The organism is Bacteroidota bacterium (assembly GCA_018831055.1).
Lineage (GTDB): Bacteria > Bacteroidota > Bacteroidia > Bacteroidales > B18-G4 > M55B132.
The window spans coordinates 1-15,683 of the sequence record JAHJRE010000074.1; the positions used below are offsets into that span (position 1 = coordinate 1).

At 41.7% G+C, this 15,683-nt stretch carries 18 protein-coding genes; 12 read left to right on the forward strand and 6 right to left on the reverse strand.

Translation table 11 applies throughout. The annotated features are described in order from the left end of the window. Window positions 1-1,437 (forward strand): RecQ family zinc-binding domain-containing protein (locus tag KKA81_04450; GenBank protein ID MBU2650163.1); only part of this gene is annotated, 1,437 nt, incomplete at its 5' end. A gap of 28 nt (window positions 1,438-1,465) precedes the next feature. Next, on the forward strand, window positions 1,466-2,044 hold the full coding sequence (locus KKA81_04455; protein ID MBU2650164.1) for a DNA-3-methyladenine glycosylase: 579 nt from the start codon (window positions 1,466-1,468) through the stop codon (window positions 2,042-2,044). 45 nt (window positions 2,045-2,089) lie between these two features. Here KKA81_04455 and KKA81_04460 read toward each other — a convergent pair whose 3' ends face one another. The 3 genes from KKA81_04460 to KKA81_04470 form a co-directional block, all read right to left on the reverse strand. After that, window positions 2,090-2,362 carry an HU family DNA-binding protein gene (locus KKA81_04460; protein MBU2650165.1) on the reverse strand — a complete coding sequence of 91 codons (273 nt, stop codon included), beginning with the start codon at window positions 2,360-2,362 and terminating at the stop codon, window positions 2,090-2,092. Window positions 2,363-2,544: 182 nt separating this feature from the next. Continuing rightward, the gene (gene fmt / locus KKA81_04465) at window positions 2,545-3,486 is read right to left on the reverse strand and encodes a methionyl-tRNA formyltransferase (protein MBU2650166.1); all 942 of its coding nucleotides are present in this window, start codon (window positions 3,484-3,486) and stop codon (window positions 2,545-2,547) included. Between the two features lie 271 nt (window positions 3,487-3,757). Beyond that, entirely contained in the window at window positions 3,758-4,450 is a 693-nt protein-coding gene (locus KKA81_04470) for a tetratricopeptide repeat protein (GenBank protein MBU2650167.1), read from the reverse strand. A gap of 133 nt (window positions 4,451-4,583) precedes the next feature. On the opposite strand from KKA81_04470, the gene KKA81_04475 reads away from it, so the two are divergent. Both KKA81_04475 and KKA81_04480 read left to right on the forward strand, forming a co-directional pair. Further along, entirely contained in the window at window positions 4,584-5,273 is a 690-nt protein-coding gene (locus tag KKA81_04475; GenBank protein MBU2650168.1) for an RNA methyltransferase, read from the forward strand. Between the two features lie 178 nt (window positions 5,274-5,451). Continuing rightward, window positions 5,452-5,769 carry a 30S ribosomal protein THX gene (locus KKA81_04480; protein MBU2650169.1) on the forward strand — a complete coding sequence of 106 codons (318 nt, stop codon included), beginning with the start codon at window positions 5,452-5,454 and terminating at the stop codon, window positions 5,767-5,769. On the opposite strand, the gene murD is transcribed toward KKA81_04480, so the two are convergent. Both murD and KKA81_04490 read right to left on the reverse strand, forming a co-directional pair. Continuing rightward, entirely contained in the window at window positions 5,762-7,153 is a 1,392-nt protein-coding gene (gene murD, locus KKA81_04485) for a UDP-N-acetylmuramoyl-L-alanine--D-glutamate ligase (GenBank protein MBU2650170.1), read from the reverse strand. The two genes, KKA81_04480 and murD, sit on opposite strands and share 8 nt — an antisense overlap. Then, window positions 7,146-8,510, reverse strand: a complete 1,365-nt coding sequence (locus KKA81_04490) for a hypothetical protein (GenBank protein ID MBU2650171.1) — start codon at window positions 8,508-8,510, stop codon at window positions 7,146-7,148. The genes murD and KKA81_04490 overlap by 8 nt, the downstream gene beginning before the upstream one ends. Before the next feature lie 52 nt (window positions 8,511-8,562). Between KKA81_04490 and KKA81_04495 the strand changes: the two genes are divergently transcribed. Continuing rightward, window positions 8,563-9,153 carry a YqgE/AlgH family protein gene (locus tag KKA81_04495; protein ID MBU2650172.1) on the forward strand — a complete coding sequence of 197 codons (591 nt, stop codon included), beginning with the start codon at window positions 8,563-8,565 and terminating at the stop codon, window positions 9,151-9,153. Window positions 9,154-9,222: 69 nt separating this feature from the next. On the opposite strand, the gene KKA81_04500 is transcribed toward KKA81_04495, so the two are convergent. Next, window positions 9,223-9,459 carry a hypothetical protein gene (locus KKA81_04500; GenBank protein MBU2650173.1) on the reverse strand — a complete coding sequence of 79 codons (237 nt, stop codon included), beginning with the start codon at window positions 9,457-9,459 and terminating at the stop codon, window positions 9,223-9,225. A 258-nt stretch (window positions 9,460-9,717) separates the two neighbouring features. Between KKA81_04500 and KKA81_04505 the strand changes: the two genes are divergently transcribed. From KKA81_04505 to KKA81_04535, 7 genes are all read left to right on the forward strand, one after another. Beyond that, on the forward strand, window positions 9,718-10,098 hold the full coding sequence (locus tag KKA81_04505) for a PUR family DNA/RNA-binding protein (protein MBU2650174.1): 381 nt from the start codon (window positions 9,718-9,720) through the stop codon (window positions 10,096-10,098). A gap of 148 nt (window positions 10,099-10,246) precedes the next feature. Continuing rightward, the gene (locus tag KKA81_04510; protein MBU2650175.1) at window positions 10,247-11,062 is read left to right on the forward strand and encodes an AAA family ATPase; all 816 of its coding nucleotides are present in this window, start codon (window positions 10,247-10,249) and stop codon (window positions 11,060-11,062) included. Further along, window positions 11,052-11,924, forward strand: a complete 873-nt coding sequence (locus tag KKA81_04515) for a ParB/RepB/Spo0J family partition protein (protein ID MBU2650176.1) — start codon at window positions 11,052-11,054, stop codon at window positions 11,922-11,924. The genes KKA81_04510 and KKA81_04515 overlap by 11 nt, the downstream gene beginning before the upstream one ends. Then, a complete protein-coding gene (locus KKA81_04520) occupies window positions 11,893-12,570 on the forward strand; it encodes a hypothetical protein (protein ID MBU2650177.1) in 678 nt (225 codons plus the stop codon). The genes KKA81_04515 and KKA81_04520 overlap by 32 nt, the downstream gene beginning before the upstream one ends. A gap of 4 nt (window positions 12,571-12,574) precedes the next feature. Then, window positions 12,575-13,294: a 4-hydroxy-tetrahydrodipicolinate reductase gene (gene dapB / locus KKA81_04525; protein ID MBU2650178.1), complete on the forward strand. Its 720-nt coding sequence runs from the start codon at window positions 12,575-12,577 to the stop codon at window positions 13,292-13,294. Between the two features lie 273 nt (window positions 13,295-13,567). Beyond that, entirely contained in the window at window positions 13,568-14,875 is a 1,308-nt protein-coding gene (gene lepB, locus KKA81_04530) for a signal peptidase I (GenBank protein MBU2650179.1), read from the forward strand. Between the two features lie 66 nt (window positions 14,876-14,941). After that, on the forward strand, window positions 14,942-15,628 hold the full coding sequence (locus KKA81_04535; protein MBU2650180.1) for a DUF4412 domain-containing protein: 687 nt from the start codon (window positions 14,942-14,944) through the stop codon (window positions 15,626-15,628). Window positions 15,629-15,683: the final 55 nt, after the last annotated feature.

The following is a 15,683-nucleotide window of genomic DNA, read 5'->3' on the forward strand; positions in this document are numbered from 1 at the left end:
CCCGGGGTACCTGTACTTGCCCTGACTGCAACTGCAACACCCGGGGTGGTGGAGGATATCCAGGATAAGCTGAAGTTCGGTCAAAAAAACGTATTCAGGAAGAGTTTCGGGAGAAGAAACCTGGCATATATCGTCATGAAAGATGAAAATAAATATGGCAGTATACTGAAAATCATACAACAACATCCCGGAACCGGGATCATATACGTGAGAAACCGCAGAAAAACCAGAGAAGTAGCAGATTATCTCAGAAAAAACAAAATTTCGGCTGATTTTTATCACGCAGGACTTGAACCGGCAGAGAGGGAAAGGAAACAGGATAACTGGATACACGAAAAAACAAGCATCATGGTATCGACCAATGCCTTTGGAATGGGCATTGATAAACCTAATGTCAGATTTGTTATTCATATCGATCTCCCGGACAGCCCTGAGGCATATTTCCAGGAGGCGGGTCGCGCAGGACGGGATGAACAGGAATCGATAGCTGTATTATTGTACGATGAATCAGATGTATTAAAAGCGCAAAAGAATTTTGAAAACTCCTATCCGGGTTTGGAAGTGATAAAGTCGGTTTACCAGGCCATTGGCAACTATTACCAACTGGCTACGGGAAGCGGCAAAGACCTGAGCCTGGATTTCGACATCAATGAGTTTTCCGAAACATTCCGCATTTCGCCGGTAATCACATACAACTCACTACGTTTCCTGGAAAAAGAAGGTTATCTTGCATTAAATGAAATATTTAATGTTCCTGCCAGACTTTTCGTTACCATCAGCCATGACGATCTTTACCGGTTTCAGGTCGAAAATCCAAGGATTGATCCTTTCATTAAACTAATACTTCGGCTTTATTCCGGATTGTTCAGCGACTATGTGAATATCAATGAAAATGATATCGCCAAAAAAGCCGGGATCCCCCTGGAAACCGTTGTCAAAACGCTGAAAATGCTCGATAAAATGGAGATATTCAGCTACCTTCCGGCCAGATCCAAGCCACAGTTGATCTTCCTGAAAGAAAGAGCAGATATTAAGAATGTTTTTATTTCTCCGGCAAATTATTCTGAGAGGAAAGCAGAAGCCGCAAAAAGACTTGAAAGTGTGATAAACTATGTCACTGGGTACGGCCGTTGCCGAAGCCAGTCGCTGCTTTCCTATTTTGGTGAAAAGGATAGCACCCGCTGTGGCAAATGCGATGTTTGCCTGAAATGGAATAGCCTGGATTTGAACGACATTGAATTTGAACAGATTTCCGGGGAAATAAAAAAGTCCATCCTGAACAAACCCCTTACCCTGCAGGAAATCCTCTTTATCATGGGCAGGTTCAATGAAGAAAAAACCATTGAGGTCATTCGCTGGCTCGAGGAAAGTGGTCAGATCATTAAAAAACCTGATCAGCGGTACACATGGAAAAGGCAGTTTAAACTGTTCAGCTAATCCTCTTATTTTTGCAAAAAACAGCAACATGAAACTGTCGAGGGACTTTTATCTTAGAGACGATGTTGTGATTATAGCCCGTGATCTTATTGGTAAAAAACTGATAACCTGTATTGGGGGAAAACAAACAACGGGAATGATTACAGAAACAGAAGCTTATGAGGGAGAGACAGACCGCGCTTCCCATGCCTTTGGGGGAAGAAAAACCCAGCGGACAGAAATCATGTATCAAATCGGAGGCAGGGCATATATATATCTTTGTTATGGCATTCATTCCCTTTTTAATATCGTAACCAACCAGGATGGAATTCCTCATGCAGTTTTAATAAGAGGGATAAAGCCGCTTACGGGCTTAGAAACCATGCTGGAAAGGACGGGTAAAAAACAAATAAAAAAAGACTTTGGAAATGGACCGGGTAAAGTATCCCGTGCACTGGGCATTCACTATTCTCAAACCGGCATTGACCTATTGGGGGATATTATTTGGCTGGAAGAAAACAAGTTTGATCATGAGAAGTTTATGATTGAGACTACGATAAGAGTTGGGATAGATTACGCCGGAGAGGATGCCCGTCTCCCCTACCGTTTTGTTTTAAAGGAAAAATAAAAAAGCCCTCGTTGAGGGCTTTTTTATTTCGTGTACATGGCAAAATTATTTAACCATGTTTGAAAGTTCGTTTCCTGGTTTGAATTTAACGACTTTCTTGGCAGCGATTTTGATCTCAGCGCCAGTCTGAGGATTTCTGCCTTTACGTGAAGCCCTGGTGGCCGTTGAGAAAGATCCGAATCCAACCAATGCTACCCTGTCACCTTTTTTCAGAGCTTTTTGTGTTGTATTAACAAAAGACTCCAGTGCCCTTTTGGCATCGGCTTTGGTCATTCCGGTTTCGGCTGCCATTGCATCAATTAATTCTGCTTTATTCATAGCTCAAACATTTTTGGTTAATAAATTTTTTCTAAAACCATTACAAATATAATGGTTTTAGGTCAAAAGTCAAGTGAAAAAGCCCGGAAACCCCTGTAAATGTTAATAAAACGGGGTTTTTGTTAATAACTTAAGCCGAAAAGTGGCTATTAGAGCAGATTTCAGAGTGTTTTGCAACCGGATCAGATCGCTTTCATCGGGTCAGAAATCGTTGTTCCACGAAGCCATTCTGCCGTTGTCATATGCCTCTTCCCCTCCAATTGTATTTCAGAAGGCTCAATCCAGCCCCTTTTGGCGAAGATCCTGAAGTGAGTTTTGCCATCGGTTTCAATGCTACCGGGTTTCTTCACATGGCTTTCCATGAAAAGGCCGGCTTTAAATATTTTCATCTGTATGGTATGCCCGGTATTGTCATCAAGCAAGGTATAAGCACCCGGAACCGGACTCAATCCTCTGATCAGGTTGAAAATTTCATCTGCATTCTTGTCCCAGTTTATCCGGCAATCTTCCTTATGTATTTTGGGAGCGGGCATAAGTCTGGGTTTATCACTAACAAATTGTTCCTGGGATAAACCCTTGGCCTTTCCGTCGCGAATGGCCTCCACTGTTTTTACCAAAAGTTGTGCCCCCAAAGCTTTCATCCTGTCGTGAAGTTCGCCCAGAGTTTCCTCTTTGCCAATTGAGACTTTTTCCGTCATGATTATATCACCGGTATCAATATTTTCATTCAGGAAGAAAGTAGTAAGCCCTGTTTCTGTTTCTCCATTAATAAGGACCCAGTTTAATGGAGCTGCACCCCGGTAGTCAGGTAAAAGGGATGCATGCAGGTTGATAGTGCCCTTGGGTGGCATATTCCAGACGACTTTGGGCAACATCCGGAAGGCCACTACTACATGGAGATCGGCATTGAGATGTTTCAGTTCTTCGAGAAATGATGTATCTTTCAGTGATTCGGGTTGCAAAACGGGGAGCTTGTGTTCCAGGGCATATTCTTTTACAGCACTCATGTGCATTTTTCTCCCTCTTCCTGCAGGCTTATCGGGTGCCGTAATCACAGCGGCAATGGCAAAACCTGATCTGCGAAGAAAATCCAGGGATGCAACGGCAAACTCCGGCGTTCCCATAAAAACGATTCGAAAAGGCTTGTCCACGTTTAAAAATTTGTGTATTGGGAAAGAATAACAAATAGTTGCAGGGTGCAGGCTTCAGGCTTCAGGATGCAGGCTTCAGGGTGCAGGCAGTTTGAGTGTGGGTTATGAGTGATGAGCTGTAACTTGTAACTTGTAACCTGTAACCTGTAACAATTTGTAATTGTTCCCGGATACTCATTTAAAATTATGTTAAAACATAAAAAAAAAGGGGCCGGTTTGCAGCCCCTTCTTTAATTTGTCCTCTTTATTTCTTCTCCCCAAGAGCCGTAGCTCGTGCAATGTATTTCTCAATTTCCCGGGCTTCCGAACTTCTAGGATATTCTTTGTAGATTTTATTATACAACTCAACTGCCTTATCGTATTCCCCTAATATTTCGTATGTCCAACCAGCTTTAAGCCAGAACAACGGGGTGGAAAAGTTATTGATATTATGTCCGGCGGCTTTCATGTAATACTTTACAGCACTCTCAGGTTCATCAAGCTCCATGTAGGCGTCGCCAATACCTCCCAACGCCATGGCGGAAACAATCTTGTCGTCTTTATTGAATGCTTTCAGATAATCAATGGCATCCTCATATTGACCGAGTTTCAAAAATGATATCCCTGCATAATAACGCGCAAGGTTGCCGGCATTTGACACTCCATATTCATCAATTATATCAAGGAAACCCAGATTATTCCCGTCACCGTATAGGGCCCGGTTCAGAGAGTCAATCTCAAAATACCGCTCTGCAACGAACATCTGCGAAAGCGCTTCTTTCTCCATGGGGGCTACATAGAGCTTCTTGTAAGCGTAAAACGCAAGAATAATCAATACAATAGCGGCTACTACAATGATCAGCACCTTCTGGTACTTCTCAATAAATTGTTCGGTTTTACTTAATGCTTCTTCAACCGCAACCATCCGGTCATCTGCATGGACTGTCTTTTTTGCCATTTATGTTCAATTTTTGTGGTGCAAAAGTAAACTTTTTTTTCATTCAGGAAAAAACAACCTGCTATTTTTGACCGGTTTGCCAAATCTTTCTATTAAACTGATTTTTTTATTTTTACAGGATATTTCCGGAAACATGGGTAACGACCATACATACGACAAAGCACTTTATGAATTTCTATCTGGCTATATAACACAGCATAAACTGGCTAAATTTCAGGAAATCATCAATATGCGAACCAGGTTTTTTACTGTTGTCCTGGAAGATATTTACCAGCCTCACAACGCCAGCGCTGTGCTGAGGTCATGCGATTGCTTTGGAATACTTGATGTACACGTGATAGAAAACCGCAACACCTTCCAGGTTAGTAAGGATGTTGCCCTGGGCGCCCAAAAGTGGTTGAATGTGTTGCATTACCGTAAGCAGGAAAATAATACCGAATCGTGTTTGCTGAAACTTCGTGATGAAGGATACCGCATTATAGCAACTACACCCCATACGAGCGATATCAGCCTGGATGATTTTCCGGCCAAAGAAAAAACAGCTTTTGTCTTCGGTACGGAACTGGAAGGTTTATCGGAAACAGCCCTTAACCTTGCTTCCGGCTATGTCAGGATCCCTATGTCGGGTTTTACCGAAAGCTTGAACATTTCTGTTTCCGTGGCTATCCTTCTGTATGAGATGACACGTAAACTTCATAAATCCAGCCTCAATTGGCAACTCAGTGATGATGAAAAAGCTGATACACTTCTTTCCTGGGCCCGACATGTTGTAAAAAGAGCCGACCTGCTCGAAGAAAACTTCAGAAAATCATATTTTTACTAAAACAAAATATTTTTATGAGTATCGGGAAACATTCAAGAAAAGTTGCAGGGTGCAGGTTGCAGGTTACATGTTGCACCCTGAATCATGAAACCTGAAACCTGACATTAATCTTTCCCGAAACTCATTAATGTTTTTAATACTTTTGTATAGGACAACAATACATTAACAATCAATTCATATGGGAAAAGGAGATCAAAAAACAGCAAAAGGGAAAAGGATCAGGGGATCATACGGTGTGCGCCGCCCCAGGAAAAATACCACTAAACCCCCTCTGGTAAGCCAGTCACAACCCAAACCGGAAAAGCCTGTGACCGAAAAACCAAAAAAGCAACCAGAATCTTCAGAGATTAACGTTGCTGTGAAGGTACCGAAAACTCAGGATAAACCTGAGCCCAAAAAGACCGAAACCAAACCCAAAACCCCAAAAGCGGCAGCCAAATCCAAGACAGAGAAACCAGACGGAGAAAACAAACCGGCAGAAGAGTCTATCACTTAACGGAAGGATTTCTCTCTAATCCGGCATAAAAGGCAAACATGTCACCTCTTTCCTCGAAATCCCTGAATGCATCATAACTGGCTGCAGCAGGTGACAACAGGCATTTATCGCCCTGTTTTCCCTTTTGCTTTACGAGATCAACCGCTTTCTCAAGACTATCCACATAAACTAATTCAGAATAAAGTTTAATATTCTCCATCATATCATGCATCCGCTTTCCCGCCGGCCCGGTAAATATTATATGCCCAATGTGGATTTCCGATAGATAAGTCACAAGATAATCATAATTGATTCCACGATCGTATCCCCCGAGAATAAGAAACTCTACAATTCCCAATGATTTTATGGCTTCAATAGTGGCCTGAGGGATAGTGGAAATGGAATCATCATAATAACGTATACCTCCCTTCTCCCCCAGGTATTCGATACGATGACGAAGCCCTCTGAACGACATCAAGCCATCCATTATCTCATTTCTTTCCGCTCCCGTCTCAAGGCAAGCCAATAATGCCGCCATAATATTGTATTTATTATGCTCACCCGGAATGGGTAAACCCTTCCCAATATCAAAACTATGCTCTTTCCCATGAAGGCGGCAAATAATCTCAGTCCCTCCTGACCGACATCCATCCCCATCCATTCCCAGCAGTGAATATACTCTAACAACGGAACACAAGCCCTCCTGGTAATACAGTTCCATCAGATCACGGTCGTCATGATTCAGAATGGCAATATTTTCAGGCTTTTGATATCTCAGGATGTTCAGCTTTGAATTAATATACTCAGCGTAAGAACGATAATGATCCAGATGTTCTTCAAAAAAATTCAGGATAATCGCAATAGCAGGAGAATGGCAAACAGTTTCAAGCTGATGCGACGACAATTCATAAACGATATGGGTTTCCGGAGTAATCTCTTCATAAAGGTCGAACGGAGGTATTCCGATATTTCCAACCAACAAGACCTTTTTTCCCGACTTGTTTAATATGTGGGCAATAAGGCTTGATGTAGTGCTCTTCCCTTTTGTTCCGGTCACCCCGATTATTTGCCGTCCGTATTCTCCCAGGAAAATATCTGCCTGTGATGTAATGCGTTCCGGATCAATTCTTCCATCAATGGTTTTCATCGTGATCCCCGGTGTTTTAAAATACAGGTCAAATCCTGAAATCTTTTCCAGATAATCACTGCCGCAAATATAACTAGCCATAGGATCATTAGAAAGGAAAGATAATCCTCCGGGTAACTGAGGATTTTTATCGGCAATAGATATCCTGATATCAGGAAAATATTTACGCAGAAAATGATACGTTGATTGTCCCTCCCGGCCAAATCCAAGAATACAGATACGACGGTCGCGTATCAGACCAGCAACCCGATTAACCATACAACTCCGATTTTAACAGGTTTAATAAGTCTTGAGGGACAAAGTGTTCTTCTGACCAGTCGCGCAGTAATACGGTAAAATCTGCATTTTTCGAGAGATCATCAAATCCCTGCAGCAGAACCGGCAGTATATTATTATGGCTTTTCCTGATCACTTCGCCGATGACAGCCTTTACCTCCTTAATGGTTCCAACGCATTCAAAAGGTTTCTCCGGAGAGCGGCCGGCAAGTTCCGACATGTAATTTTGTAAATCAAGATCATCAAGAAGGTTTTTTCCAAAAATCTTTTCCAGAACATCCGATTCCAGAAATGGGGCAAGTATCAACCATGTAAAAAGACATTTAGGACATTTTCCACACCAGCGGTCTTCCTTACTTCCTGCATTACAACTTTTAAAAGTATCGAAATAGTCCGGGTACCGTGAGAATATCCCTGCTATTTGCAATTCATTCACCGGGCGCAACAAACTAAAATACTCTATACTCTTTGTAAGGTATGTGGATGAATAATCCCTGAAAGCACTTTCAAAATGATAGGATTTTGAATACTGGTGATTGATCATGGTTCCTGGAATCGTGGCTTCGCTTGCACTGGATTCATTGGAAAGGGCAATCCGTTGGCATCCTGACAAGGTGGCAGCCAGCATTGCATTAAAAGCGAGTAAAGCAGAAAAAGGAGTATGTCCGTTCAGATACCCTTTTGCATTCAGATCCAACATTAAAGGATCAAGTGTGCGTTCAAAGACAACTACCTCTGCATGTTCAAACCCGGCTTTTTCCAGGGATTTCCAAATGGCAGGCCGGGGATTCAGCGCAAAAGGAATAAGCTTTGCGTTTTGTTTTCTGAGCAATTCAATGGAAACGGCAGAGTCTTTTCCTCCACCGGAAGGAACCAGAACCGATGCTGATAAAAAAGGGTTTACTGGTTCAAAAACACTTCCTTCAGTAATGATCTCCCGAATAAATTCATCCTGTGAAACGGATATGCCATTGGTATAAAAAAACTCACCCAAGCCATGAAAGTAAAGAGACTTCCACCATTTCACCTGCCTTTCATCCAATATGCCGGATAGTATCCTTATCCTGGGTGGACAGGAAATTTTCCAGTAGCTGATAAGTTCAATCAAGCCGATATGGAAAACCAGATTCTCAATTGTTCCGGAATTTTCATTGGCCCTGATTAACCATGGTCCGGGCAATATTCTGTATGATGGCCGGAATATACCTAAACCGGGAATATGAAATTCGAAACCGAATTCAATTACATCAGAAGCTCTGTTAATGTGATAACGCTCATAAATTAATTCAGGATATTTCTCCCGAAAATCAAGGAATTTCGAAAAATTATCGCCCGGCATGTTGGCTTTGTGGTACTATTTTTGTATATTAGTGTTCAAAAGTAGTAATAAAATGAAGGACATCAACAGTCTTTTAAACATTAAATCCAACAACATCGAACCCAGCAGGGGAAGGATACTGATCTCAGAACCTTTGTTGGGGGATTACTACTTTAGCCGATCCGTGGTTTTACTTGCCGAGCATAATGAAGAAGGCTCATTCGGGCTGATCATGAACAAACCTCTGATTACCAAGTTCAATGAAATTGTAAAGGATTTTCCACTTTTTTCAACCCGGATATTCCTGGGAGGTCCGGTGCAAAGCAATAGTCTCTTTTTTATGCATACCCTTGGCAACCTCATTGAAGGCAGCGAGGAGATAATACCCGGACTATACTGGGGAGGCGATATTGAACAGATAAAAGAGATGATCACACTTGAGCGAATAAGCACAGATGACATACGTTTTTTCGTCGGCTACTCAGGATGGGCGAGTAATCAGCTCCAGGGTGAACTAAAAAGAAATGCCTGGCTTGTATCGGATATTCAAAAGGATGTTTTGTTGAGCACAAAACCGGAAGATCTTTGGAACCGGTCAGTTAAGGCAATGGGCGACAATTATTCCTTCTGGATGAATTTCCCGGTTGATCCGGGAATGAATTAACCCTGGCATTTATTCTCATGCAAACATAACCCGATCGTGCTGCTAATCGATAACGTATTGGCCCCACGCTTATAATCTCCTGGCTACCGAATAGCTAAAAACATATTTATAAGGAAAGGTATCACAAAAATCAACCATCTCGAGTGTAATCCCCATTTCAGAAAACTTACCGCTTATCTCACCCCGGAAATCATCTACCGACACCTTTGCCTCGCATTCTTTTAGTTCAGTATCAACGTAAATATCACTGGCGCTGGCAAAAGCAGCTTGCAAACACCTGATCACCTGTTGTGCTTCGTCTTCCATTTTCAGATAATTTGCACAAAAGTATATGACAAAGTGTATCGGATACTCCCATTGCATGTTAATTTTTTATTAAAAATATACGTTGATAAAATGCAACCATCAATAAATACATGATGTCTAATATCTTGTCGTTCTTTACCAATTGAAAATTCCATTTTTTTCAGGAAATTATTAACAACGCACGGAGGCAGGCGGAGGATAAAGTATTATTTATATTTTTGCAAATGACGACGGAATTATAAACTAAGATAAAGGGTTATGGAAGAGCAAGATAAAAAAGGAGCAGCCAGAGAAGAGATTTTTTCAAGGGTAATCAGGGCCGGAAAGAGGACGTATTTCTTTGATGTGAAGGCAACACGGTCGGGGGAGCAATACTTAACCGTAACAGAAAGTAAGAGAAGGTTCAACAACGATAACGGAAAGTTTTTCTACGAAAAGCACAAACTTTTTCTTTATCAGGAAGACTTTGAAAAATTTACGCGAGGCCTGAACGATGTTGTAAAATTCATTACAACCGGTGAAATTCCTGAACTTACAGAAGATGACATGCAGGAGCATGAATCCGGGTTCAATGTTGACTTTGAAGATCTTGGCAACGACAAGCATGATTCGGTCAGCGAAGAGGATGAAGACAGGTAATCCGCGTTAATCATTCCTTTTAAGCAGCAAATCAATTTCTTAACAATTACATCAGGCATGGTTAATAACTCATGATAGTTGAATCATGCTTTTTCCGGTCAAAATTGTATTTTTGCCATTATATAACCTAAACCAATAATCATCCGTTATGGGCAAAGTCATCGCAATTGCCAACCAGAAGGGGGGGGTTGGCAAAACTACAACAGCTATCAACCTTGGAGCAAGTTTTGCAGTTCTGGAATACAAAACCCTGGTCATTGATGCAGATCCACAAGCCAATGCAACATCCGGGCTGGGCGTTAATCCCAAAAACATCAGTAACAGCATCTATGAATGTATTATTGATGATTTTGACCCGCACAAAACCATCATTAATACAAATACACCCAATCTTGATCTTATACCCGCCCATATAGATCTGGTAGGAGCGGAAATTGAGATTATCAATCTTCCCAACAGGGAAAGGATGATGCGTAAAGTCGTATCCCAGGTACGTGATGAATATGATTTTATCATTATTGACTGTTCACCATCTCTTGGTTTAATTACTGTTAATGCGCTCACAGCTGCTGATTCCGTGATAATACCCGTACAATGCGAATATTTTGCCCTTGAAGGACTTGGCAAGCTTCTGAATACCATCCGGATTGTGCAGACCCGGTTGAATACCGATCTGGAAATCGAGGGAATTTTACTGACCATGTTCGATATCCGGCTTCGATTGGCCCGCCAGGTGCTCGATGAGGTAAAGACTCACTTCTCCGAGATGGTTTTTGATACTGTGGTTCATCGTAACACCAAACTCGGCGAAGCTCCCAGCTTTGGAGAAACCATCATCATGCACGATGCCGCCAGTTCGGGTGCCATTAACCATTTAAACCTGGCCCGTGAAATTCTCCAAAAAAACAACCTTACCCAAATAACTGAAGAAGAAAAAAAGATAGATTTAGTGAATGAAAACTAAGAAAAGAGCATTGGGCAGGGGGCTTGACGCCATCCTCCAAAGCCCTGAAATCGACATCCAATCCGAAGAAATTGCGGAAAACTACATTGTTGGCGCTATTGCCAACATACCATTAGACAATATTGAAGCCAACCCGTTTCAACCCCGTGATTTTTTTGAAGAAGATTCCCTGGTAGAATTGGGAGCATCCATCAAAGAACAGGGCATCATTCAGCCTATTACCGTCAGAAAACTTGGAATCGACCGCTTCCAGCTTATTTCCGGTGAACGTAGACTGCGTGCTGCAAAGCTGATCGGTCTGGAAGAAATCCCCTGCTATATCCGCGTTGCCAACGATGAGCAAATGCTCGAAATGGCGCTGATCGAAAACATTCACCGGGAGAACCTCAATGCTATTGAGATAGCCATCAGTTACCAACGGCTGATCGAAGAATGCAGCCTCACTCATGAGCAACTCAGCGCTAAAGTCGGAAAGAAAAGAGCCACAATCACCAACTATTTGCGTCTTCTCAAATTACCCGCACCGGTGCAGATTGCACTTCGTGACGATAAAATATCCATGGGTCATGCCAGGGCACTGATCAATATAACCAATGAAGATCAACAGGTTAAAATTCTCAATAAAACTATCCAGAAAGAACTTTCGGTCAGACAGGTGGAAGATGCCGTTCGCCTGCTGAACCGTGAGCGCAAACTGCCACCGGATATTCCTGATAATTTTATCCGGCTTCAGGAAAGATTTTCATCATTCCTGAATACCAGGGTTGAGGTCAAAATGAATAATAAAGGAAAAGGAAGCATCGTTATTCCGATCGAAACGCAAGAAGACCTTGATAAAATTCTCCAAATGCTCGAAAAATAATCCCACGACAAATGATTCATCGCGGGAATCCAAGATCAGACAACCGGTAAATGTAATTGATTACTTCCCGGGACTATGGTTCATCAGATTGATGGTATTGATGTTGCTTCCACTTTTCCTCACATCTCCATTGGAGATTTTTTGCCAGCATACCGTTTCATCCGACTCTGTGTTAAAAAAACATTCACCTACCAAGGCCGCTTTGTATTCAGCTGCATTGCCCGGGCTAGGTCAGGCTTACAATAAAAAATACTGGAAAATCCCGATTGTTTATGCAGGGTTTGGTGTGTTCGCATATTTTATTACCAAAAACCACCAGGAATATGTGAAGTACCGCGAAGCATATAACTATGTCGTGAGCGGAGACAGCACTTATATCAACAATGATTACGCCTACAAATACAATGAGGATCAATTAAGGGATGCAAAAAACTATTACCGGCGAAACCTCGAATTTACATACATTCTTAGCGGTATCTGGTACATTCTCAATATTTTGGATGCATCGGTTGATGCACACTTTTTCGATTTCGACATTACCGATGATCTGACCCTCAGAATAGACCCCATTATAGAACAACCCAGAATCCTCCCTAATCCAAGGGGAGGAACTGTAAATGGAATTACCATAACCTTAAAATTCTGAATCATTGAAAATAGCTTTAATCGGATACGGTAAAATGGGCCATGAAATCGAAGCTCTGGCCCTTTCCTGGAATTATGAAATTGTTGCTGTAATTGACAATGAGTCTGACTGGAATACACAGTCTGATCTGTTTCAAAGCGCTGAAGTAGCCCTCGAATTCACTACTCCTGCAACTGCTCCAGATAACATCCTGTTATGTTTCCAACACAAAATTCCTGTCGTAAGCGGCTCTACGGGATGGATGGCCCGTTGGGACGAAATCGTTAAAGCCTGTAAGAACTACGATGCTACCTTTATGTATTCTTCAAATTACAGTATAGGAATGAATATTTTCTTTTACCTGAACCGGAAAACCGCAGCTGTTATGGATCGATTCAGAGAATATGACATCTCTATGGAGGAGATCCATCACGCCCGGAAACTGGATCAACCCAGCGGGACAGCTATAAAACTGGCGGAGGATATACTCCGTCTTAATAAAGAAAAAAAACAATGGACAAATCAGGTTCCTGATAAAACTGATGAACTGGCAATTAAATCAATAAGGGAAGGCAAGGTTACCGGCACACATATTGTTAAGTATACTTCGGCAGAAGACGAAATTATGCTGCAACATATGGCATTCAACCGGAAGGGATTTGCTTCCGGAGCGTTAACAGCCGCTTCCTGGATAAAGGATAAGAAAGGTATATTCACGATGAATGACATGCTGACACTTGATTAAGCTCTTAACATTTTTTAACCGTTGGAATAGCAATTATATCTTACTTTTGAACAAAATTTCAATACAATGAGTCTTTACACAATTATTTTCCTCATCCTTTTCATTTTCTCTATCGCAGGATTGTATAAGATTTTTGAAAAAGCCGGAGAGCCAGGGTGGAAAGTCCTGATCCCTTTTTATAATTTTTACATTTGGCTCAGGATCATAAAAAAACCACTCTGGTGGTATATCTTCATCTTAATACCTTTTATCAACGTATTCATGATCCTTCTCATGATCGTTGAATTGTTAAAGTGCTTCAACAAACACGGTCTCGGGCAACAAGCCCTGGGAGTTATTGTCCCTTTCTTTTACCTTCCCTATCTGGGTTTTGTGCAACAAGAGAAATATATTGATCCTGAAAATGCACCAAAAATCAAAAAGTCATGGCTGCGTGAATGGGTGGATGCCATCATCTTTGCCGTTGTCGCTGCTACCATTATACGGATCTTCTTCATTGAGGCATACACCATTCCTACCTCCTCCATGGAAAAATCATTGCTGGTTGGAGACTATCTCTTTGTAAGCAAGGTTAGCTATGGCCCCAGGGTTCCCATGACCCCTTTGTCGTTTCCCTTCGTGCATCATACTATGCCCCTTACTAAAGAGACAAAATCATACCTCGAATGGGTCAAGCTTCCCTACTATCGTTTTCCGGGAATAAGCGAGATAAAACACAATGATGCTGTTGTGTTCAATTATCCCGATGGAGATACCGTTTCGTTGAAATTCCAGAGCAATATTAGTTATTATACTCTGATGAGGGAATACGGCAGAGAACGTGTGCTAAGGGATGAAAGAAATTTTGGCACTGTCACCCGAAGGCCGGTTGATAAAAGGGAAAATTACATCAAACGCTGCATTGCTTTGCCAGGGGATACCCTGTCCATTGTTGACCAACAGGTTTATATTAATGGCTTTCCAGCCCCCAATCCCGAAAAACTGCAATATAAATATATTGTGAGGACAGACGGTTCCCGTTTCAACCCCCGGGTTCTTGATAAATTAAACATCACCGAGGGTGGTACCACATCCAATCCCGGTGAATTTGTGTTTTTTATAACCGAGGATATTGCTACAGAACTGGAAAAACTCCCGAATGTTAAAAACATTGTAAAATACCGTGAGCCAAAAGGCAAATGGAATAAAGACATCTTTCCCAATGATGAGAGGTACAAGTGGAATCTTGACAACTTCGGCCCATTATACCTTCCTAAAGCCGGTGACATTGTAGATATTGATGTCAATAACATTTCCATCTACAAAAGAATAATCGAAGCTTACGAAGGAAACACACTGGAAACCCGGGATGGCAAAGTTTTTATAAACGGAAAGGAAAGCAATCAGTATCAGATTAAAATGAACTATTACTGGATGATGGGCGACAACCGCCATAACTCCGCTGATTCGCGCTACTGGGGAATGGTGCCCGAAGACCATATCGTTGGAAAGGCAATTTTCATCTGGATGTCACTTGATCCTAACAAGGGGCTTTTTGATGGAAAAATTCGCTGGGATAAAATGTTCAGACTCGTTAAATAGCCTGATTACGCAAATAAAGATATTATTTTTGTATTTATTTTATTACAAACCTTTAACTATGAATTTATGAAAAAGGCAAGCTTTATTTTTTTAATTCCGGTCATGACGCTGTTTTTACTCTCGTTTAACGCTCAGGCCAAGGATTTCAAGGGAATTGTTACTTATAAAATTACCATTCAGGGTGATGATATCCCCCCCGAAATGATGGCTTTCATGCCAAAGGTGATGACAGCAACCATCAAAGGAAACATGCTCAGAAACGAGTTTTCCATTACTACACCCATGGGAGCTATGAACCAGGTCCAGATCATGAATGGGGACGAAAAGGTAGTTTATCACCTGATGGATATGATGGGGCAGAAGTTCTATTATAAAATGACAGAGGAAGACATCAACGAAAACATGGAAAACGAGCCAAAACCGGATATCCAATATGTCAACGAAACCAAAACTATCGCCGGTTATGATTGTAAAAAAGCCATAATCACCATTGAGGAGGAAGATGGCAAGAAAAACTCATTCGTGATTTATTATTCACCGGAGCTGGGGTCAGCGTCAACAAACTTCGACAAAGCTATGTTCAATGGTATCGATGGACTTTTGATGGAATTTGAAGCCAATGAAAACGGAATGATCATGAAATTCGAAGCTATCGAGGTGAAGAAAGAAAACGTCAAAGACGAGCTATTCCAGGTACCTGCTGAATATAAAGAAACCACACCGGAAGAACTGCAAAGGAGTTTCGGAGGATAATAAACAAAGTATATGCCTATTAAGGCCAACACACTCAAGGAAGATAGTAACGTTC

Bases quoted from the DNA above. Each gene is read 5' to 3' on its own strand.
- KKA81_04495 (MBU2650172.1), top strand. From the start codon at position 8,563: ATGAAGGACATCAACAGTCTTTTAAACATTAAATCCAACAACATCGAA.
- fmt (MBU2650166.1), bottom strand. From the start codon at position 3,486: ATGGGAACGCCGGAGTTTGCCGTTGCATCCCTGGATTTTCTTCGCAGA.
- KKA81_04470 (MBU2650167.1), bottom strand. From the start codon at position 4,450: ATGGCAAAAAAGACAGTCCATGCAGATGACCGGATGGTTGCGGTTGAA.
- KKA81_04475 (MBU2650168.1), top strand. From the start codon at position 4,584: ATGGGTAACGACCATACATACGACAAAGCACTTTATGAATTTCTATCT.
- KKA81_04510 (MBU2650175.1), top strand. From the start codon at position 10,247: ATGGGCAAAGTCATCGCAATTGCCAACCAGAAGGGGGGGGTTGGCAAA.
- lepB (MBU2650179.1), top strand. From the start codon at position 13,568: ATGATCGTTGAATTGTTAAAGTGCTTCAACAAACACGGTCTCGGGCAA.
- KKA81_04460 (MBU2650165.1), bottom strand. From the start codon at position 2,362: ATGAATAAAGCAGAATTAATTGATGCAATGGCAGCCGAAACCGGAATG.
- KKA81_04455 (MBU2650164.1), top strand. From the start codon at position 1,466: ATGAAACTGTCGAGGGACTTTTATCTTAGAGACGATGTTGTGATTATA.
- KKA81_04505 (MBU2650174.1), top strand. From the start codon at position 9,718: ATGGAAGAGCAAGATAAAAAAGGAGCAGCCAGAGAAGAGATTTTTTCA.
- KKA81_04480 (MBU2650169.1), top strand. From the start codon at position 5,452: ATGGGAAAAGGAGATCAAAAAACAGCAAAAGGGAAAAGGATCAGGGGA.
- KKA81_04490 (MBU2650171.1), bottom strand. From the start codon at position 8,510: ATGCCGGGCGATAATTTTTCGAAATTCCTTGATTTTCGGGAGAAATAT.
- KKA81_04535 (MBU2650180.1), top strand. From the start codon at position 14,942: ATGAAAAAGGCAAGCTTTATTTTTTTAATTCCGGTCATGACGCTGTTT.
- KKA81_04515 (MBU2650176.1), top strand. From the start codon at position 11,052: ATGAAAACTAAGAAAAGAGCATTGGGCAGGGGGCTTGACGCCATCCTC.
- murD (MBU2650170.1), bottom strand. From the start codon at position 7,153: ATGGTTAATCGGGTTGCTGGTCTGATACGCGACCGTCGTATCTGTATT.
- KKA81_04500 (MBU2650173.1), bottom strand. From the start codon at position 9,459: ATGGAAGACGAAGCACAACAGGTGATCAGGTGTTTGCAAGCTGCTTTT.